This is a genomic window from Janthinobacterium sp. FW305-128, from assembly GCF_020858135.1.
Taxonomy (GTDB): Bacteria; Pseudomonadota; Gammaproteobacteria; order Burkholderiales; family Burkholderiaceae_D; genus Janthinobacterium.
The window spans coordinates 281,923-301,922 of sequence record NZ_JACYMK010000006.1 but is presented as its reverse complement, the minus strand read 5'-3'; the positions used below and the strand labels follow the sequence as shown (position 1 = coordinate 301,922).

Below are 20,000 nucleotides of genomic sequence, written 5' to 3'. Positions count from 1 at the left end.
AAGAACCTCATGCGTTGGCATGGAAGTCGCTTAAGTCTGGCCATGAGCACCTGCCGACAGGACTCAGGCAAGACTTCCAGACTCACTCAACCACGAGGTGAATGACATGAAACTTTCTAAACTGAAACTGCTCCCGGCGGCAGCGACACTGGCCATGCTGTGCGCGGCCGGTAGCGCACAAGCGGGCGCCTACGGCTATTCCTACAACAACATCTTCGGCCTGGTCATCGCCGTGCCGACGGGCCAGATCACGGTGGCCAACAGCACCACGATTTCGCGCAGCACGGCCACCCTGAACGGCGTGAGCGTCATCAACGGCGGCGCCGGTTCGCTCGACGCGCCGCGCGCCAACGTCGGTGCCGTCACCAAGGGCGAAAACGACTTCACCCAGCAAGGCCCCACTGGCACCTATTCGCGCGGCGATGCGCAGATCGTCAGCACGCAGTTCCCTTCGTTCCCGCCCGGCTCCACCTCCACCCAGGTGGTGAACGTGGCCGAAGCCCATCTGGGCGGCCCTGCCGGTACGGCCGATGCCTCCGGGCGCAATGGCTCGACCACGGGTTTTTCCGTCGATTTCGTCGTCGGTTCGCCCACGGCGACGCTGAGCTTTGACTTCCTGGCGTCGCCCTTCATGCAGGTCTTCCTGCAAAGCACGGTCGGCCAGTTGTCCACGGCCACGGCCAACCTGGTCGTCACCTTCACCATCACGGATGCGGCGGGCCTGACGGTGTTCAACTGGACGCCCGATGGCGTGATCGGCTCGGGCATCTTCGGTGGCACGGAAAACGCCGACGGCGCCAACCTGAACACCAGTCTGGCGACCAATTTCCTGACGCGCGGCAACCTGTTCACCTACGACCCTTCCGGCTGCGGCACGCCCACGGGCACGGGCGTCGGTACGGGCTGCGGCAGCAACTTCAGCTCCGTCAGCAATGCTTTAACGGCCGGCAACTACACCTTGACCTTGAATGCGGTGGAAAGCGTGGACCTGGTGAAACAGGCGGTGCCGGAACCTGGCACTCTGGCACTGCTGGGTCTGGGCCTGGCTGGCCTGGGCTATGCCCGCCGCCGCAAGGTTGCCGCCTGAACCAGGCAACAGGGGGGATTTACAGGCGAGGGAGTCTCCTCGCCTTTTTTTATGTGGCAAGCCTGTCGGTTTTCCTTACAACGCGGCCGACCGGCAGATGAGGATTTTCATGACTACATTTTCTTGTACCCGCTTGCCAACGGCCTTGCTGGCCTTGCTGTTGCTGGCCAGCAGCGGCACTGCCGGCGCCGCCGCCTATGGCTATTCGTACACCAGCGTCTTTGGCCTCGTCATCAGCAACCCCACCGGCTCCACCACCTTGGTCAGCAATATCGACCTGTCGCGCACCACCGCCACGCTCAATGGCAGCAGCGTCATCCACGGCGGCAGCAACGAGATCGATGCGCAGCAAGCGACACGCGGCGCCGTCACCAAGGGGGAAAATGATTTTACGCAACAAGGCATGGGCACGGCCTCGTTTGCGCGCGGCGAGGCGCAGATCGTCACCTCGCAAATCCCCCCCTTTCCGCCAGGCTCGACCAGTACGCACACGGTGAATGCGGCGGAAACCTTCCTCACGGGCGGCGGCAGCGCCGACGCCTCGGGACGCAACGGTTCCAGTACCGCGATGACCGTCAATTTCGTCGTCGGCCAACCGGGCGCGACCCTGGCCTTCGACTTCCAGGCCCTGCCTTTCATGCAGTTGTACCTCGATGCCCTGGCCGGCACGGGCTCGGCGGCCACGACGAATATGGCGATGACGTTTACCATCATCGATGAACATGGCCAGATCGTCTTCAACTGGGCCCCCGACGGCAACCTGGGCTCCGGCATCCTGGGCGGCACCGAACTGGCCGACGCCGCCAGCCTCAATACAGGGTACGCGCAAACGCCGCTGACCAGCGGCAGCGTGTTCACCTACGATCCCGGCGGCTGCGGCGCGCCCACGGGCACGGGCATCGGCACGACGTGCGGCGGGCAGTATGGCGCCGTCACGGACAATCTGGTGGCAGGCAGCTATACCCTGGTATTGAACATGCTGAACAGTTCCGAACTGGCCTATGTGCCGACGGACACGCCGATACCGCTACCTGGCACCTTGCCGCTGCTGGTGGCGGGTCTGGCGGCGCTGGCTGCCCTGGCGCCACGGCGGCGGCGCTGACCGCGCAGGGAGTCACGCCTCACGGCCCAGCCGTGGGCGCCACCAGCAAGTCTTGCAGCGGACGGCGCAGCGAGCGCGCACTCGCCGCCGGCCCGGCGCCGATGCGCCCGAGGAACACGGCCCGCTCGACCGCCGCCTCCCCCAGCACGCCCTGGCATTGCACGGCCAGCTCCTGCGCCATGTCCTGCATGCCATCGGTGCGCGAAAAGGCGCGCCGTTCGCGCACGTAGCGGGCAAAGATCAGCGGCGTCAGTTCCGGCTGCAATTGCAGTCCCAGTTGCGTGGCCGTCAGCCAGAAGCGCTGCATGGCGCGGCCGGCCGCCACGTAATCGTCGATATGGCGCGGCGGCGCATCGGCCAGCAGCACGAAATGCGCGGCACAATACAGGCCCGGCAGCAAGTCCATCTGCAGCCGCGGAGCAATCGTGCCGCCCAGCCAAGTATTGAAAAAATCCACGCGGCGCCAGCTGTGCATGACCCAGCGCATCAGCCGCGCCGTCATGGCATCGACGCCGAGCGCCTGCTCCGGGATGCGGTCGGCACTGAAGCGCGCCCCCCATTCGATCACGTCGCGGTGCACCTTGTGCGCTTCGGGCATGGTCAGGCGCAGCTTCGCATTGTCGAACATCAGCCGCGCGCAGGCCAGGCGCGCGCGCCCGCCTTCGAACCACTGCACGCCGTAGCCGGGCGGCAAGCTGGCCGCCAATGCCGCCTTTTCGCTGGCGCGCAGGCTGCGCGTGCTGAGCCGGCGCCGCTGCACGCTGCGGCGGGGCAGGAAGGCCGCCAGCGGATCGGGCAGCATGCCCGGGCTGTCGACCAGCCGTACATCGAAGGTGGGCAAGGTGTCGGGCATGGACAAACGCCGGCGCGCTTCCATGCGCAAGCCGTGACAGCTGGCCGCCAGTGCCATGCTTTCAAGCAAGGCACCCAGCGACAGCTGGCTGGGATGGCCGTCGAGGTCATACACGCAATGGCTGCGCGTATCGAAACCATGCACGACCACGTGCCGCTGGTCGACGACTTCAAAGCGCCACGGCTGCGTATTGTCGCCGCTGGGCGCCCAGCGCGCCTGCTCGAGGATGTTTTCCAGCACGGGATCGTTCAGCAATGCTTGCGCCATTTATGCCCCCTGTGCGGCGCGGCGCCGCTTGATGATGGCCATCGTCAGGCGCTGCAGCGGATGACGGTTGCCGCCTGGACGCCAAGTATGCACGAGCTTGTTGCGGTAGGCGTCGAAATGCACGCCGTGCGGCGCCGCCATCACCTTGCCCCGTTTTAACAGGATTTTCAAGGCTTCCGTGGCGGCCGCGCCCGCGCACAGCTGGCAGCCCATGATGGTCGACGGCCCGCGCCGCTCCTTCAGGTTGATGGCGGACGGGTCGACCAGATACGGGCCGTGCAAGCCGGACGGCGCCAGCCCGACGAGGAAGCGCAGGGCCTTCTCTTCTTCGGGCAAGTCGCCCCAGCCAAAATACTCTTCGAACGTCATGCCGCCCGGCATGAAGCTGAGCACGGCCGTGCCCATGCCCAGCGGCGCGGCCGTGATGGCGGGAATGCCCAGGCGCGCGCACGTGGCGAAGGTGGCCTGGCGCGCGGGGAAGGCAAAGAAATCGAGGCCATCCACGTACAGGTCGACACCGGCAAAGAACTCGGCCAGGTTGCTGTCGTGTATGCCGTCGGGAAATTGTTTAATCTCCAGCTCGGGATTGATGTCCTTCGCCATCTGCGCCAATACGGCCACCTTGGGCTGGCCCAGGGTCGACATCATGGCGCCGGCTTGGCGGTTGAAGTTGGCGATATCGAAGGTGTCGAAATCGGCGATGTGGAAGGCACCGATCCCCAGCCGCGCCAGGGTCAGCAAGTGTACGCCGCCCACGCCGCCCATGCCCGCGATGGCCACGCGCTTGCCGCGCAAGCTGTTTTGCTCCGCCTGCGTGACCCAGCCCAGGTTGCGGGCAAATGCCGCGTGATAGGAAAAACCTTCTGTCATGCTCACCTCTTCTGTGCATCCATTGCGGACGAAAAAGTTTGGACAGGTGAGCCCGGGATAAGTTCCCCCGTGACAGATAAAAAGCGGCTAGCGCGTCAGGCGCCGCTGCGCCGCGGCCGGCGCCACGGCGCCCACCTTGAATACGCTGACGATCTGCGCCAGCCCGGCCGCCTGCTCGTTCATGGCCTGCGCTGCCGCCGATGCCTGCTCGACCAGGGCCGAGTTTTGCTGCGTCATGTTATCCATCTCGACGATGGCCTGGTTGATCTGCTCGATGCCGGCGCTCTGCTCGGCGCTGGCCGAGGAAATCTCAGCCACGATATCGGTCACGTGCTGCACGCTGGAGACGACTTTTTCCATCGTTTCGCCCGCCAGCGCCACCAGTTTTTCACCGGCGCCCACCTGTTCGGCGGAGCTGTCGATCAATTGCTTGATCTCCTTGGCGGCACTGGCCGAGCGCTGAGCCAGGTTGCGCACCTCGCTGGCCACGACGGCGAAACCACGGCCCTGCTCGCCCGCGCGCGCCGCTTCCACGGCGGCGTTCAGGGCCAGGATATTCGTCTGGAAGGCGATGCCGTCAATGACGGCGATGATGTCGCCGATTTTCTTCGACGAGGCATTGATGGCGCCCATGGTGTCGACCACCTGGCTCACCACGCCGCCGGCCTGGCTCGCCACTTGCGAGGCAGAAATGGCCAGCTGGTTGGCCTGGCGCGCATTGTCCGCATTCTGGCGCACGGTCGAGGTCATCTCTTCCATGGTCGATGCCGTTTCTTCCAACGATCCCGCCTGCTGCTCCGTGCGCGCCGACAGGTCGTGGTTGCCCGAGGCGATCTCGCCCGATGCCGTGGAAATCGATTCCGCATCGCTGCGCACCTGGCTCACCAGATGCGCCAGGTTGTCGCGCATGGCCTTGATGGCCATCAACAGACTGGACGTATCACCGGGGCGCGTGTCGATCTGCGTGGTCAGGTCGCCCTGCGCGATTTGTGCCACGATGGCGGCGGCATAGTCGGGTTCGCCGCCGAGCTGGGCCAGGATGCGGCGCAGCATCAGGGCCGCCAGCGCGCCCACCACCAGCATCAGCGCACCGCCGATGGCCAGCAGCACGCCCGCCTGGGCCCAGAATTTGTGGTTGATGTCATCGATATACGTGCCCGTGCCGATCAGCCAGTCCCACGGTGCAAATTTCACCACGGCATACATCTTCGCCACGGGGTCGGGCACGCCCGGACGCGTGCCGTCCGCCTGCACGAGGCCGATGCGGCTGTTGGCCAGCGCGGCGCGGTAGCGGTCGCCCGACTGCTTCATGTTCTTTTGCGGCGTGCCGATGCGCGACGCATTCGGATGCACGTACAGCAAGTCCGTGCTGAAATCGCGCACAAAGTAATACATTTCGTCCTTGACGAAGCTGCCGATAGCCAGCTTGGCCTGCTGCTGGGCCTGCTCCCGCGTGAGCTTGCCCGACTGTTCCAGCGCGTACGCCTTTTCCACGGATGCGTTGGCCAATTCGACCAGCACCGTCAATTGCTCGACGCGCTCGGCCATCATGGTCTGGCGCAGGGAATACAGGGAGAAGGAAGCGATGAGGACGATGCCCAGCAAGGTGCTGAAACACAGGAGGAGAATGCGTGAACGGAGTGTCATGGGTGCCTGGAGTGAATAGGAAATTTAATTGCCCGATGGAAATCTTTTCAGAAAAGCAAAACGGGCGGCGCTACCGGGCTGTGCCCGGCAGGCACCGCCCGCTGTAAGTCGTGTTTAAAAGGTCAGGCCAAGGCTTCCTTGGCCGCCTCTTCCGGCGTCAAGCCGTCGTAGAACTGGTCGGTAAACCACTCGACCTGCTCTTCGATGTGGTCCTGCGCCTGCGCCACGGTGGCGCCGCCGGCCACGAGGAAGCCTTCGACCTCGATACACCAGTTGATCAACTCCAGGGTTTCCGGATCGAGCTCTTCTTTCTTAGCCATCGTATTTCCTTGCTTGTTAAATTGCGATATCACATCAATAAGCGGCAGTTTAACAGCTTCGCCACGCTGCCGCCCATGCAGATCAAACACGAGGATTACTTGGCTGCAACATTTTTACGTTCCGGATACAGCACCACCTGCACATAATTATGCATGTCCAGGTAGCGCTGCGCCGCCAGTTTGACGGCTTGCGGCGTGATGGCGCGCACGCGCTGCTCGTACTTCAGGATGTGCGCGGGATCGCGCCCCTGCGTCACCGAACCCATCAGCTGGTTCATCCAGTAGTTGTTTTCGCGCAGGGATTTCTGCTGGCGCGTGATCCAGTTCAGCTTGACCTTTTCCAGGTCGGCCACGGATGGCCCGTCCGCCTTCATCTTGTTGATTTCGGCAAAGGCGGCGGCGATCACCTTGTCCACGTTTTCCGGTCCCGTCGGCAAGTTCAAGGCCACCGAATAATGGCCGTACGGATGCTGGCCCATCGAGGTTTCAAAGCCGCCGCCATAGATCATGCTCATCTTTTCGCGCAGCACTTCGATGACTTTCAGGTTCAGCACCTCGCCCAGCGCCTGCAGGGTCAGCTTTTGCTCGTCCGAATACGCGACGTCGCCATTGAAGGTGATGGAAATCGTACTCTTGGGCTCGCTGCCCATATAGATATCCTTCTTGACGACGCCGGTCACCGGGCGCATGCCCACGTCGCGGTAGGCGTGCGCCACCTCGCCCACGGGCAAGGTGCCCAGGTAGCTGGCGATCAGCGGCTTGATCTTGTCGAGCTCGAAGCTGCCCGCAAAGATGAAGGTCATGTCGCGCGCGCTGGAAAAACGCTGGCGGAAGATGTCCAATGAGCGGTCCAGGCCCACCTTGTCGAAGTCGGCCGCACGCGGCACGCCATCGACACGGGGGTTGTCGCCATACATGGCGTGCTGGATGGCATCGTAAAACACGGCTTCCGGCTGCGCCATGCTGTTTTTCGCCAGGTCTTGCTGCTTGCCGATGAAGGACTGGTACAGGCCCGCATCCTTGCGCACGTCGTTGAAATACAAATACACGAGCTGCAACATGGCTTCCACGTCGGCGCTGCTGGCCGAGCCGCCAAAGCCTTCGCTCAGTTCGCCCAGCGAAGCGCCCACATTGACCGTTTTGCCGGCCAATACTTTTTGCAAGTCCAGCGGCGCCAAATCCTTCAACCCCATGCTGCCGACCACGGCGCTGGCGTAGCGGGCGTTGTAGATGTCGGCGTCGCCAAACAGCGACTGGCCGCCGAAGCGCGTCGAGCCCATCAGCACCTGGTCATTCTTGAAGTCCGTCGGCTTGAGCAGCACGCGCACGCCATTGCCCAAGGTCAGTTCCGTCACGCCGATGGCGCTGTTCAACTTTTCCGAAACGATGCTGCCGCCGGCCGGCGGACCGTCCATCAGCTTGCTGGCGAGCACTTTCTCCGTGCGCGGCTCGACCTTCTGCTGCTCGGCCTTCGCCACGGCGTCGAGCAATTGCTGCTGCGTCGGCACGCTGGACGTCGCATCGCCCGCTTTCGGTTCGGCCCCCATGAAGACCACCAGCTTCTTTTGCTGGTCGGGAATCACCTTGGCCACCGTTTCGTTGATTTCCTGCAAGGTTACCTGCGGCAAGAGTTCCTTCGCGTACAGCAATTCATTGGCGATGCCGGGAATGGCTTCCTGCTCCAGGAAGTTGCGCGAATACTCGGCCACGAAGCCGGCCGAATCGGATTTGTCGCGTTCGCTGTAGGCGCGCTCGTAATTGCGCAACATGTCCTTGCGCGCGCGGTCCAGTTCATCCTGGCTGAAACCGAAGCGGCGCGCCCGCTCGTCTTCCTGCACCAGCGCATCGACGGCCGGCTGCACGCCGCCCTTGCCCAGCAAGGCATAGGCGCTAAACGATTCATAGCCGCGCACCAGCTTGCCCATGCTGCTGCCGCCCTGGATGAACGGCGGGTTGGCCTGCTGCGTCAATTCCTGCATGCGCGCGCTGAGCATTTGCCCATACAGGTTTTCGATCATCTGGCGGCGGTAGTCGGCAATGGTGACGGGCTCCTGCGCGGCGCGGATCGGGTAGCGGATGAAGACGCTGTCGTCCGGTGCTTCCTTGTCCGTGATCACCAGCGCTTCCGTCTGCGAGCGCTGCGGCACTTCCGCATACAGGCGCGGACGCGGTTTCGCGGGGTTTTTCAGCTTGCCGAAATGCTGGCGTATCATCGCTTCAGCCTGTTTCGGCTCCACGTCGCCGACCACCATCACGGCCATCAGGTCGGGACGGTACCAATCCTTGTAGAAACGCTTGATGGCTTCCGGCTTGAAGGTTTTCAACACGGATTCCTTGCCGATCGGCATGCGTTCCGCATAGCGCGAACCGTTCAGCAGCTTCGGATACAGCACCTTGTTCATGCGGTCGCTGGCGCCCTTGCCCAGGCGCGCCTCTTCCAGCACGATGCCGCGCTCGCTATTGATGTCGGCCGGATTGAATTTCAAGCCGTGCGCCCAGTCTTCCAGCACGAGAAAACCCTTTTCCAGGTTTTCCTTCTTGTTCGTGGGAATCGGCAGCACGTAGACGGTTTCATCGAAGCTCGTGTAAGCATTCAGGTCGGCGCCGAACTTCACGCCGATCGATTGCAAGTAGGAAATCAGCTCATTGCGCTTGAAATGCGTGGAGCCATTGAAGGCCATGTGCTCCGTGAAATGGGCCAGGCCTTGCTGGTCGTCATCTTCCAGAATGGAGCCGGCTTTCACCACCAGGCGCAATTCCACTTTCTGCGCGGGACGGGCATTTTTCTTGATGTAGTAGGTCAAGCCGTTCGGCAGTTTTCCGACGGTAACTTCTGGTGCCAGCGGCAGGGGATCGGTCAAACGGATTTCCGCCTGGGCCATGCAGGCGCACGCCAGCAAGACGGCGCCCGAGATCAGGCGTAATTTACTCAGCTTCATGTATTCTCAACGGTAAAATTCAGTAGCCATACCTTACACTGAAATTCTGTTTCCGCCATTAAAAACAGCTTAGGAAAAACCGCTTTTCCCAGGCAACTTTGCCGAATGACAAACTCAACGGTGTCCTGCCAGCTTTTTTCAATTGTGCTAAAGTATTGCCGCCGGTCATGTGGACCGGCACAACAATACGTCTTCGGGGCGGGGTGCGATTCCCCACCGGCGGTAAGACCGGCAACGGTCAAGCCCGCGAGCGCTTTCCAGGCACCGCTTGGCGAGGTCAGCAGATCCGGTGTGATTCCGGGGCCGACGGTATAGTCCGGATGAAAGAAGATGTGCAGTAGTGTGATGTCCCGTCGCCACGGCGATGCGGCCAGTTGCGTCTATTCGCTTGCCCTGCAGCGTTTTTCGCCTATGCGAGGAGCGTTTCACCATGTTAGTCAACAGCTATACCCTGCTTTCCAACGACCTGGAAGGTCGCATCCAGTCCGCCCTGGCCGCCATGCGCGCCGGCATCCCCGTCATCCTGCTCGACGATTTCGACCGTGAAAACGAAGCCGACCTGATCCTGTCTGCCGAAAAATTGACGAACGAAACCATGGCTTTGCTGATCCGCGAATGCAGCGGCATCGTCTGCCTGTGCCTGCCGGCAGATGTCGTCAGCGCGCTGGAATTGCCGCCCATGTCGTCCGACAACGGCAGCCGCTACGGCACGCCGTTTACCGTCTCCATCGAGGCGCGCGACGGCGTCACGACGGGCGTGTCGGCCGCCGACCGGGTCACCACCATCCGCGCCGCCATCGCGCCGGACGCCAGGCCCGCCGACCTGGTGCGCCCCGGCCACGTCTTCCCCCTGCGCGCCGCGCCTGGCGGCGTGCTCGAGCGCCGTGGCCACACGGAAGGCTCCGTCGACCTGTCGCGCATGGCGGGCCTGAACCCGGCCGCCGTGCTGTGCGAGCTGATGAACCCGGACGGCACCATGATGCGCGGCGATGATATCGAGCGCTTCGCCGAGCTGCATGGCATGCCGATCCTCACCATCGAAGAACTGGTGGAATGGCGCAGCACGCGCGAACAGTAAGCCTGCTTCAGGCGGCCACGGCCTTCGGCACATGCACATGCCGGTAGACGAGGCCCGCCGCCAGGCCATACGCGGCGGCAATCGTCGCGTAGGCCAGCGGCAGGCGCAGCGACCATTCGGGCAACATGTGCAGGATGCTGCCGATCAGGGCCACGCCCACCAGGGCGCCGATCTGGCGGTTGGCATTCAGGGCGGCCGCCGCGCTGTTCGCATGCGGCTTGCCGGCCACCCGCATCACGGTGGCCGTCATGGCGGGAATGGCGATGCCGATGGCCACATTCATGACGGCCGTGCCCAGCGCCAGCCAGCCATACGGCGTGCCCGGACGCAAGCCCATCAGCAGCAAGGCCATGACGGCGCCCACCAGCAAGCCGGCCAGCATGGGCCTACGCGTGCCATGGCGCGCCGCAATACTTCCCGCCATGAAATTGCCCACCGTATAGGCCGCCATCATGGGCAGCAGGCGCAAGCCCGACTGCAGGGCGTCGGCGCCGCCCGACTGCTGCAGGAACAGGCTCAATAAGAACAGCTGGCCGAATACGCAGAAATTGATCAAAAAACCCACGCCATTGGCCGCGCCGAAGCTGCTGCTGTGAAACAGCGCGCGCGGCAACAGCGGATGGCTGCCGCTGCGCTCGCGCCGCAGCAATTGCCAGGCCGACAGCAAGGTCAATGCCCCCGCCGCCACGACATCCGGCGACAGCCAGCCCAGCACGGGCCCTTCGATCAGCACGAAACTGAGGCCCGCCAGCGCCGCCACGCCCAGTGCATGGCTGAACAGCGACAAATCGCGCGGCTGACGCGCCGGCGCGACCAGCAACAGCTGCGCCATGACGATGGCCAGCACGCCCAGCGGCACGTTCACCCAGAACACGCTGCGCCAGCCGAACTGGTGCACGAGGATACCGCCGATCAAGGGGCCGGATGCACCGGCCACGCCCACCAGCGCCGACCAGGTGCCGAGCATGCGCGTGCGTTCGCGCTCGTCGTCAAAACTGTGCGTGAGCAAACTCAGCGAACTGGGCATGAACAGGGCCGCGCCCGCCCCCTGCAGCAGGCGCGCCGCCGTCAGGAAATGCCCGTCGGGCGCGGCGCCGCACAGCACCGAGCCGAGCAGGAAGACGCCGAGGCCGCCCTGGTACACGGCTTTCGCCCCGTAGCGGTCGGCCAGCGCGCCGCCGGCCAGCAGCAGCGCGGCAAACGTCAAGGTGTAGCCGTCGACCACCCAGACCAGGCCCGTCAGCGGGATATGCAAGTCCAGCGCGATATCGGACAGCGCCACGTTGACGGCCGTGACGTCGAGCATCGCCATGACGAAGCCGAAGGCCAGGGTCAGCAGGATCAAGCCGTTGGCGCGGCGCGGTGTGGGGGCAGACATGGTACTCCTTGCAGTAACAGGGGGGGACGGCCATTATGCAAGCGTTGCATGATGCAGTAAACAGGCATAAACTCGGCGCATTGATGCAAAAATGCATCACAAAAAAAGGAAAATACAATGGACTGGGATAACGCGCGCATCTTTCTCGCCATCGGGCGGGCCGGCACCCTGCGCGGCGCGGCCGCCCTGCTGGGCATCGACCAGGCCACGTGCGGGCGCCGCCTGGCCGCGCTGGAAAGCTCGCTGGGCGCCACCCTGTTCCTGCGCACGCCATCGGGCTACGTGCCCACGCCGGCCGGCGAGCTGGCGCTGACGGCGGCCGAAGCGATGGAGCGGGCGGCCGACAAGCTGCAGCGCGAGATGCAGGGCGTCGACAACCGTTTAAGCGGCCTGGTGCGCGTGGCCACCACGGACACCATGGCCAGCCATTTCGTCATCCGCGCCATGCAGCGGCTGCACGCGGCCCACCCGGACATCCGCATCGTGCTCAACGTGGCGCCCGCGCTGGCCAGCCTGACGCGGCGCGAAGCGGACCTGGCCGTGCGCGGCGTGCGCCCCACCGACCCGGACCTGATCTCGCGCCACCTGGTCAAACGCAGCCTTGGCCTGTACGCCTCGAAAACCTATCTGGCCGAACGGGGCGAACCCGTGCGCGGCACGGCGCTGGCCGGCCACGACATCGTCATCTACCACCAGTCCGTGACGCCGCGCCATGGAGAGAAAATCGCCGGCGAATCCGTCGCCAACGCCCGGGTCGCCATGGAAGTGAACTCGGCGGCCATGCTGCAGGAAGCCACGCGCGCGGGCCTGGGCGTGGCCGAGCTGGCGACTCATCTAGGCGACATCGACCCGCAGCTCGTGCGCATCTGGCCCGAGCGGGCGGAAAGCTACGACGTGTGGCTGGTCATGCACGCGGACCTGAACCGCTCGGCCCGCGTGCGGGCGGCGGCCGACGCCATCATTGCCAGCGTGGCCGGCCCGGCGCACTAGGCGCAAGTCCATCCTCAAAAAAATCATTCCCAAAAGAAACTTTATCTCTTGCGAATCTGATAAAATTCCTCCCCCCGCCGCGCACAGCCGCCGCCAATCGCCGCGGGATCCCTCAATCCCCCTGGAGAATTTTTATGCTTATCTGGCAAGGCTTCGGCATACTTGGCCCCCTTATCTGTTTGATCGTCGTACTGGCCGCACAGGCGCTGTTTGACGCCACCCTGGGCGAGGCCTATACAAAGAGCCACACATGGACCCTGGCCCTGGCCTTCCTGCTGGCAGCTGCCGCCAGCTGGTATGCGGGCGTACGCCTGAACAGCGCGCCAGGACGCGAACTGATCGACCCGGCCACGCAGGAGCGCGTGATCCTGCGCCAGCGCCACACCCTGTTCTGGATTCCGATGCAATACATCGCCGTGCTGATGGTCGTCATGGCCGGCTTCGCCCTGTTTGAGTAAGTAGGTCGTGGGAAATTATTGTGAAGTTATGACGAACAGAACCGGATGCGCTGCAAGGCGCCCGTTGCGACGCAGTGCAGGCACTGCTAGCAGCGGGTAACGCCGCAGAGCGCCGGTTATGGAAGTCAGAAATAACAATAATTTATTACGACCTACTTCAGCCCGCACGCTAGCCGTGCTTGCCGGGGCGGGCAGATGTTAAGATGCCATGATGACCCTATCCGTCTCCCTCATCATCAGCCTGCGCCGCCTGCACCGGGCCACCATGGCCTGGCTGGTCAGCTGGTGGCGCATGCTGCATTTCGCCATCCTCGTGTTTTCGCTGGCCCTGTCGCCATCGAGCTATAACCGCGACAACCGCCCCATCCTCGCGCACCGCCTGGTGACGAACACGGCGCCCAATCTCGTGTGGTTCAGCGTGGCCTGCGCGCTCGTCAGCCTGGTGCTGATCCGCATCGTCGTCGTCAGCGCCCAAAGCTACGGCCTGTCGCGCTATGCGCTGGAAATGGTGGTGCGCGTGCTGGTGCTGGAATTGATACCGCTGACGGCCGCCCTGTTCGTGGCCCTGCGCCTGACCCTGCCCGACGGCATTGCTTTCGCGCAAATGCGCTCGTCCGGCATGCTCGATACCATGCAGCGCCAGGGCGTCGACCTGCTGCGCCGCGAATATTTTCCACGTGTCATGTCGGGCATCTTCGCCGTGTGGATGCTGGCCATCGTCAGCTGCGTCACCTCGCTGATCCTCGCCTATCTCACCATCTACGGTTTCACGCCGTGGGCGCTGCAAGGCTACACGCGCGTGGTGGGGCAGATCTTCAATCCGGCCGTGGCCCTGATCCTGATGCTCAAGGTGATCTTCTTCAGCTTTGCCGTGGCCCTGATCCCGCTGGCCTCCTCGTACTATCCGGAAGACCCGCACGGCCGGCGCAACCGCCTGTGGGCCGCGCACGGCCTGTCCGAAATGCTGCGCCTGTTTTCCGTCATCCTGCTGATCGAAGTGGCTTCGCTGATGGGCAATTACTACTGATGCCCCGCCCGCCACCGCCAGCGATCCCGAACCACCCATACGAGAGCCAGAAGCCATGAGCCAACCGCAAAATCCCGACCAGGTCGACGTCACGGCGCCCGCCGGTCTCGCGCAAGATAGTGTCCTGCCCGCCCCGCCGCCCGTGCGCCACGCCGAACTGAAGGCGGCCATCCTGCTCATCTTCATGTTCGTGCTGGTGGTCGGCTCCGTCGTCTACCTGATGTATGCGCGCGGCGCCTTCGAAGCCACGCAAACCCTGGTGCTGACGGCCGACGATTCCGACGGCGTGGGCGTGGGCGCCGACCTGACCTTTTCCGGCTTTCCCATCGGCCGCGTGCAGCGCATCGAACTGGCACCGGACGGCCGCGCGCGCGTCATCGTCGACGTGCCGCGCAAGGACGCGCACTGGCTGCGCAGCAGCTCCATCTTCACGCTGGAGCGGGGCATCGTGGGCGGCGCCAAGCTGCGCGCCTACAGCGGCATCCTGACGGACCCGCCGCTGCCCGACGACGCCACGCGCGACTTGCTGGTGGGCGACATGGCGGCGGAAATCCCCCGTCTGCTGGCCGCCGCCAAGGATTTGCTGAACAATGTGGCGACCCTGACGGGCAGCGATTCCGCGCTCGACGGCACCTTGCGCAATGTGCAGGCCGTGACGGGCAAGCTGAGCGGCCCGGGCGGCGCCATGGGCTTGCTGACGGGCGACGACAAGCAGTCGCGCCTGCTCGTCGAGCGGGCCAACGCCCTGCTGGTCACGGCCGACCAGCTGGCGCGCCGCACGGATGGTCTGGTGGCCAATGCCGATACGCGCGTGTTTGGCGACAAGGGCGTGATGACGGATGCGCAAGCGACCATCGTGCAGCTGAACGCGCTGCTGGCCGACACCCGCGCCAGCCTGAAAAAAGTCGACGCCGTGCTGGTCGAGGCGCAAGCCGTGGGCGCCAACGCCAGGGCGGCCACGGCCGACCTGGGCCCGCTGCGCGCCGATGTGGAAAGCAATCTGCGCAAGGTCGAGCAGCTGGTCAATGAAATCAACCGCAAATGGCCGTTCAAACGCAATCCGGAGATCAAACTGCCATGAAAATGTCCCGCCCCGCCCTCGCCGCCCTGCTGTCCACCTTGCTCGCCGCCTGCTCCAGCGGCCCGCCCGTGCCCGACTGGAAAATGAATGCGCAAAGTTCCGTCGAACGGTTTCAAGCGGCCTACCTGGGCGGCAACGCCCTCGTCGAACAGACGGAATTCCGGCGCGCCCGCAGCCAGGTGGCGGGCACGGGCAAGCTCGAACTGGTGGCGCGCATCGAACTGCTGCGCTGCGCCGCGCGCGTGGCCAGCCTGACCTTCGAGGACTGCACGGGCTTCGATGCGCTGCAAGCGGACGCGAACGACGCCGACCGCGCCTATGCGGCTTACCTGGCCGGCAAGGCGCAAGGGGCCGATGTCGCCCTGCTGCCGGAAGCGCAGCGGGCGGCAGCAGGCGCCGCATCCGACACGGCCGCCGCCAGCGCCGTGGCGGCCATCGATGACCCGCTGTCGCGGCTGGTGGCGGCCGGCGTGCTGCTGCGCTCGGGCCGTGCCACGCCGGCGCTGCTCGACACGGCCGTCGCCACCGCCTCGGACCAGGGCTGGCGCCGTCCGCTGCTGGCCTGGCTGGGCGTGCAGCGCCTGCGCGCCGAACAGGCGGGCGACACGCAAGCGGCGCAGCGCATCGCGCGGCGCATGGCGGTCGTCGAGCAGCCGCCGGCCCCCTGAGCGCGCCGATGGCGGCCCAAGGCAGGCGGAATCAGGCATAATTCAGCCAGGATGACAGCTATGCCGTGCAGGCAGCGAGGTGTGACGATGCAGTTCGAGGATTTCGACCTTTCCACTCCCGATACCGGCCGGCATGCCGGGGCGGCGCCTGGCGATGACACATCGGCGGCAACTGCCGTGCGCCTGCAATACCTGCTCGACAATACACCCTCCATCATCTATTGCACCGTGCCCAGCGGCGACTTCAAGATGACTTTTGTCAGCAACAATGCCTTGAACGTGCTGGGCTACCAGCCCGAGGACATGGTCGCCGATCCCAATTTCTGGTTCGACCACATCCACCCGGACGATGCGCCCGGTATTTTTTCCAGCCTGGCGCAGATCTTTGTCGAAGGCGCCCGCGCCTATGAATACCGTTTCCGCGTGCGCGACGGCAGCTATCTGTGGATGCACGACAGCCTGCGCCTCGTGCGCGACGAGCACGGCGTGCCGTTCGAGGTGATCGGCTCGCTGACGGACATCACCGAACGCAAGGGCATGGAAGCGATGCTGCAGGCGCGCGGCGAAGAGCAGCAACTACTGATCAGCAAGTTACAGGAAGCGCACGACCAGCTGCTGCAATCGGAAAAGATGGCGTCCATCGGCCAGCTGGCGGCCGGCATCGCGCACGAAATCAATAACCCGATCGGCTTCGTCAACTCCAACATGAGTTCCCTGCAAGGCTATGTCGGCACCCTGTTCGGCGTGATCGGGCAATACGAAGCGGCGATGCGTGAGACGCCCGACGGCCCGGCCCTGGCCGCCCGCGTGGCCGAGGTGCGCGCGCAGGCCGACCTGGCCTTCCTGCAGGACGACATGGTCGATCTGGTGCGCGAATCGATGGATGGCTTGAAACGCGTGCGCGACATCGTGCAGGCGCTGAAGGATTTTTCTCACGTGGGCGAGACGGACTGGCAAGTGGCCAGCCTGCATGCGGGCCTGGACAGCACCCTCAATATCGTCGCCAACGAGTTGAAATACAAGGCGCGCATCGAGAAGCACTATGGCGAGCTGCCGCCGATCCTGTGCCTGGCCTCGCAGCTGAACCAGGTCTTCATGAACCTGCTCGTCAACGCGGGCCAGGCCATCAGCAGCGACGGCGTGATCAGCATCCGCACGGGCCACGCGGGCGACTGGGTGTGGGTGGAAATCGGCGACACGGGCGCCGGCATCGCGCCCGAGCACCTGAACCGCATCTTCGAGCCGTTCTTCACCACCAAGGCCGTGGGCAGCGGCACGGGTCTGGGCCTGTCGCTCTCGTACGGCATCGTCAACAAGCACGGCGGACGCATCGAGGTGGCCTCGGAAGTGGGCCAGGGCACGCGCTTTACCGTGCACCTGCCGCTGCAGCCGCCCACCGCCGCCGCGAACGCCTAGGCGTCCTTCACTGGCGCATACACGCGGATGCTGAGGCGCCCGCCATTCTTGCCTTCGAAATCGAGCAGCTGGGCGATCACGCGGGCCGTCAGCACGTGTTCGGCCGCCAGCAGCATCAGGCCGTCGCGGCTGATCAGGTCGCGCGACAGCACCATGCCCGGTTCCAGCTGGCCCGACAGCACGGTCAGGTCGCGCGCCGGCGGCTCCGTCTCCTCCATGATGCTGCGGAAAGCGGCCACCACGGCCGGGTCGTAGCGCTTGCCGATGCTGTCGTAGATCAGGGTGCGCGCTTCGTCGGCGCGCAGGCTGCGCTGCACCATGGCGCCGATCTGCAAGCCGTCGTAGTCCGACGCCAGCGCCAGGATGCGCGCGCCCATGGGAATGGCCAGGCCCACCAGGCCATCGGGAAAGCCGCCGCCGTCGAAGCGCTCGAGCTGCGAGCGCAGGATCACGGAAACGGCGCGCAGCTCGTCGAGCGCCATCAGCAACTGTTCGGCGCGCAGCGGATGCTTGCGGAAGGCGGCCAGCTGCTCGCCCGTCCAGGCACTGGCCGGCAGTTCCAGCACGTCGTCGCTGAGGCTGAGCTTGCCGATATCCTTGAGCAAGGCCGCGATGAACACGTCGCGCGCCTCCTGCCCTTCCAGGCCCAGCGCCTGCGCCAGCTTGCGCGCCAGCTCGGCCACCCGCCGCGCATGGCCGGCCAGCTTGCCGCCGCGCATCTCGATCAGGTTGGAAAACACCTTGATCGTCGTCACGAACGTGGCTTTCAGGCGCTCGTTGGCCGCCTGCACCTCGTCGTGGGACTGCTTCAGCTGCTGCGTGCGCGTGGCCACCTTCGCTTCCAGGCTGGCGTTGAGCGCCTGCAGCTCCACGTTCTGGCTGGCTGTCAGCGCTTCCAGGCGCCGTTTTTCCTGCTCCAGCGCGCGCCGTTCCAGCGCGTGGCGCACCACCAGCACGATATCGTTCTCGTCCCACGGCTTGGTCACGTAGCGGTAGATTTCACCCTGGTTGATGGCGTCGAGGATGGACTGGATATCGGCATAGCCGGTCAGCAGCAGGCGGATGGTGCCGGGCCAGCGCTGGCGCACCTGGGCCAGGAACTGCGCGCCGTCCATGTGCGGCATGCGCATGTCGGAGATGACCAGGTCCACCGTTTCGCTCTCGAGCAGGGCCAGGCCGGCCGCGCCGCCGTCGGCCGTCAGCACGCGGTAGCCGTGCGGGCGGAACAGCCGCCGCAGCGACGACAGGATATTCGGTTCGTCGTCGACGCACAGGATGGTGGGCGGCGCGGCCGCGGTGCTGGCGCTGGTACTAGTGCTCGTGCTCGTGCTCGTGCTCATGCTGTCCTGTTCGTTCATGGTGTGACGGGCTGCGCCTGGCGCACGGGCAAGGTGATGCGGAAGGTGGTGCCGCGGCCGATGATGCTGCGCACGTCGATGCGGCCATGGTGTTTCTGCACCGTCGTGTAGGCCAGCGACAGGCCCAGTCCCGTGCCCTTGCCGACCGCCTTGGTGGTAAAGAACGGGTCGAAGATGCGCGACAGGTGTTCGGGCGCGATGCCGCCGCCCGTGTCCTCGACCTCGATCCACACTTCCGTGGCGTTGTCGCTGCCCGTGCGCAGGGTGATGCGTCCGCGCGCCTCGCCCATGGCGTGGGCCGCGTTGACGACGAGGTTCATGATCACCTGGTTCAGTTCGGAAGGCTGGCATTCGATATCGGGAATGTCGCCATATTCGCGCACCACGTCGGCCTTGTACTTGACCTCGTTGTTCACGATGTTGAGCGTGGTATCGATGCCCTGGCGCAGGTCGGCCCAGACCCACTCCTGGTGCGCATCCGTGCGCGAAAAATCCTTCAGGTCCTGCACGATGCGGCGCACGCGCGAAATGCCTTCCTTCGACTCGCCCATCAGCATGGGAATGTCGGTGCGCAGGAAATCGAGGTCGATCTGTTCGCGCAGCGCGCGCAGGCGCGCCGCCACCACGGGGTCGGCGACGGCCGGCTCGGCGTCCTCGTAGGCGTCGAGCATGCTGAACAGGTCATCCAGATAACCTTCCAGGGTGCCGACATTGGAAAACACATAGCCGATGGGATTGTTGATCTCGTGCGCCACGCCGGCGGCCAGCTGGCCGATCGACGCCAGTTTTTCCGACTGCAGCAGCTTTTGCTGGGCCAGCGACAGCTTGCTGTTCAATTCCGTCAGGGCCAGGTTGCGCTCGCGCAGTTCCAGATCGGCGATCTGGCGCTGGCGGATATCGTCGGCCAGGCGTTCGTTCATTTCCGCCAGCTGGGCCGTGCGCTTGGCCACCAGGTGTTCCAGATTGTCGTGCGCCTTGCGCAGCGCCAGTTCCGCCAGGCGCCGCTCGCTCACGTCGCGCAGGGTTTCGATGGCGCCCACCAGGCGTCCCTGGCGGTCTCGCAGGGGCGCCGCCGTGAAATGCAGCCAGTGGCCGTCGGGCCCGATATCGGCAAAGAAATCCTCGGCCTCGAAGGCGCCGGGGATCACGGGAGAACGCTTCAGCTTGCCAAGGTAAAGGTCATTTTCGCCGAGCGCGATATCGTCGGCCACCAGCAGGTCGGCCAGGCAGGCGCGCGGCTGCGGATAAAACGCCTTCCAGTGGTCGCGCGTGCCGACCATTTCGGCGGCCGTAAAGCCCAGCAACTGTTCGCAGGCGCTGTTCCAGTGCGTCACCACGTGGTTCGTATCGATGGCGAAAGTGGCCACGGGATGGCCGTCGAAAAATGCCGACAGCGCGATGGTGTCGCCCTGGCGGCGTTCCGGCATGGCGGGCAGCGCCTGTCCTGCATCTGTTTCCATG

The 20,000-nt window shown here is 64.7% G+C and carries 17 protein-coding genes and 1 riboswitch; of the genes, 9 read left to right on the top strand and 8 right to left on the bottom strand.

Features of this window, described 5'->3' with window-relative positions:
• Nucleotides 1–106 precede the first annotated feature (106 nt).
• Together IGS60_RS15075 and IGS60_RS15070 are read left to right on the top strand one after the other, a co-directional pair.
• On the top strand, nucleotides 107–1,087 hold the full coding sequence (locus IGS60_RS15075; protein ID WP_083287582.1) for an EDSAP-1 family PEP-CTERM protein: 981 nt from the start codon (nucleotides 107–109) through the stop codon (nucleotides 1,085–1,087).
• 109 nt (nucleotides 1,088–1,196) lie between these two features.
• The gene (locus IGS60_RS15070; RefSeq protein WP_083293526.1) at nucleotides 1,197–2,189 is read left to right on the top strand and encodes an EDSAP-1 family PEP-CTERM protein; all 993 of its coding nucleotides are present in this window, start codon (nucleotides 1,197–1,199) and stop codon (nucleotides 2,187–2,189) included.
• Nucleotides 2,190–2,208: 19 nt separating this feature from the next.
• Here IGS60_RS15070 and IGS60_RS15065 read toward each other — a convergent pair whose 3' ends face one another.
• The 5 genes from IGS60_RS15065 to IGS60_RS15045 all read right to left on the bottom strand — a co-directional run bounded on the left by IGS60_RS15065 (nucleotide 2,209) and on the right by IGS60_RS15045 (nucleotide 9,085).
• The gene (locus tag IGS60_RS15065) at nucleotides 2,209–3,309 is read right to left on the bottom strand and encodes a nitroreductase family protein (protein WP_070288671.1); all 1,101 of its coding nucleotides are present in this window, start codon (nucleotides 3,307–3,309) and stop codon (nucleotides 2,209–2,211) included.
• A complete protein-coding gene (locus IGS60_RS15060) occupies nucleotides 3,310–4,179 on the bottom strand; it encodes a ThiF family adenylyltransferase (protein WP_070223918.1) in 870 nt (289 codons plus the stop codon). It abuts the gene before it with no gap.
• A gap of 87 nt (nucleotides 4,180–4,266) precedes the next feature.
• The gene (locus tag IGS60_RS15055; RefSeq protein ID WP_070311430.1) at nucleotides 4,267–5,826 is read right to left on the bottom strand and encodes a methyl-accepting chemotaxis protein; all 1,560 of its coding nucleotides are present in this window, start codon (nucleotides 5,824–5,826) and stop codon (nucleotides 4,267–4,269) included.
• Between the two features lie 122 nt (nucleotides 5,827–5,948).
• Nucleotides 5,949–6,146 carry a hypothetical protein gene (locus IGS60_RS15050; protein WP_010399555.1) on the bottom strand — a complete coding sequence of 66 codons (198 nt, stop codon included), beginning with the start codon at nucleotides 6,144–6,146 and terminating at the stop codon, nucleotides 5,949–5,951.
• Nucleotides 6,147–6,241: 95 nt separating this feature from the next.
• On the bottom strand, nucleotides 6,242–9,085 hold the full coding sequence (locus IGS60_RS15045) for a pitrilysin family protein (RefSeq protein ID WP_230505275.1): 2,844 nt from the start codon (nucleotides 9,083–9,085) through the stop codon (nucleotides 6,242–6,244).
• A 185-nt stretch (nucleotides 9,086–9,270) separates the two neighbouring features.
• A riboswitch (FMN riboswitch) is annotated at nucleotides 9,271–9,421 on the top strand.
• 94 nt (nucleotides 9,422–9,515) lie between these two features.
• Between IGS60_RS15045 and ribB the strand changes: the two genes are divergently transcribed.
• Complete coding sequence (gene ribB / locus IGS60_RS15040; protein WP_230505273.1) at nucleotides 9,516–10,163, top strand: 3,4-dihydroxy-2-butanone-4-phosphate synthase; 648 nt, start codon at nucleotides 9,516–9,518, stop codon at nucleotides 10,161–10,163.
• 7 nt (nucleotides 10,164–10,170) lie between these two features.
• Here the strand turns inward: ribB and IGS60_RS15035 are convergent, their stop codons facing one another.
• Nucleotides 10,171–11,541: an MFS transporter gene (locus IGS60_RS15035; protein ID WP_230505272.1), complete on the bottom strand. Its 1,371-nt coding sequence runs from the start codon at nucleotides 11,539–11,541 to the stop codon at nucleotides 10,171–10,173.
• Between the two features lie 117 nt (nucleotides 11,542–11,658).
• On the opposite strand from IGS60_RS15035, the gene IGS60_RS15030 reads away from it, so the two are divergent.
• The 6 genes from IGS60_RS15030 to IGS60_RS15005 all read left to right on the top strand — a co-directional run bounded on the left by IGS60_RS15030 (nucleotide 11,659) and on the right by IGS60_RS15005 (nucleotide 17,181).
• Nucleotides 11,659–12,531, top strand: coding sequence for a LysR family transcriptional regulator (locus tag IGS60_RS15030; protein WP_230505270.1), 873 nt, complete (start codon nucleotides 11,659–11,661; stop codon nucleotides 12,529–12,531).
• Between the two features lie 134 nt (nucleotides 12,532–12,665).
• Nucleotides 12,666–12,989, top strand: coding sequence for a hypothetical protein (locus IGS60_RS15025; protein ID WP_230505268.1), 324 nt, complete (start codon nucleotides 12,666–12,668; stop codon nucleotides 12,987–12,989).
• Nucleotides 12,990–13,200: 211 nt separating this feature from the next.
• Complete coding sequence (locus IGS60_RS15020; RefSeq protein ID WP_070224172.1) at nucleotides 13,201–14,016, top strand: ABC transporter permease; 816 nt, start codon at nucleotides 13,201–13,203, stop codon at nucleotides 14,014–14,016.
• Nucleotides 14,017–14,071: 55 nt separating this feature from the next.
• Nucleotides 14,072–15,097 (top strand): MlaD family protein, encoded by a 1,026-nt coding sequence (locus tag IGS60_RS15015; protein WP_121670018.1) that lies wholly within the window; start codon nucleotides 14,072–14,074, stop codon nucleotides 15,095–15,097.
• Nucleotides 15,094–15,765, top strand: coding sequence for a hypothetical protein (locus IGS60_RS15010; RefSeq protein ID WP_230505266.1), 672 nt, complete (start codon nucleotides 15,094–15,096; stop codon nucleotides 15,763–15,765). Before IGS60_RS15015 ends, IGS60_RS15010 begins: the two co-directional genes overlap by 4 nt.
• A gap of 87 nt (nucleotides 15,766–15,852) precedes the next feature.
• Nucleotides 15,853–17,181, top strand: a complete 1,329-nt coding sequence (locus tag IGS60_RS15005; protein ID WP_230505337.1) for an ATP-binding protein — start codon at nucleotides 15,853–15,855, stop codon at nucleotides 17,179–17,181.
• Here IGS60_RS15005 and IGS60_RS15000 read toward each other — a convergent pair.
• Nucleotides 17,178–18,539 carry an HD domain-containing phosphohydrolase gene (locus tag IGS60_RS15000; RefSeq protein WP_230505264.1) on the bottom strand — a complete coding sequence of 454 codons (1,362 nt, stop codon included), beginning with the start codon at nucleotides 18,537–18,539 and terminating at the stop codon, nucleotides 17,178–17,180. The genes IGS60_RS15005 and IGS60_RS15000 overlap by 4 nt on opposite strands.
• Nucleotides 18,536–19,999, bottom strand: a complete 1,464-nt coding sequence (locus IGS60_RS14995; protein ID WP_070223938.1) for an ATP-binding protein — start codon at nucleotides 19,997–19,999, stop codon at nucleotides 18,536–18,538. Before IGS60_RS14995 ends, IGS60_RS15000 begins: the two co-directional genes overlap by 4 nt.
• Between the last annotated feature and the right edge of the window lies 1 nt (nucleotide 20,000).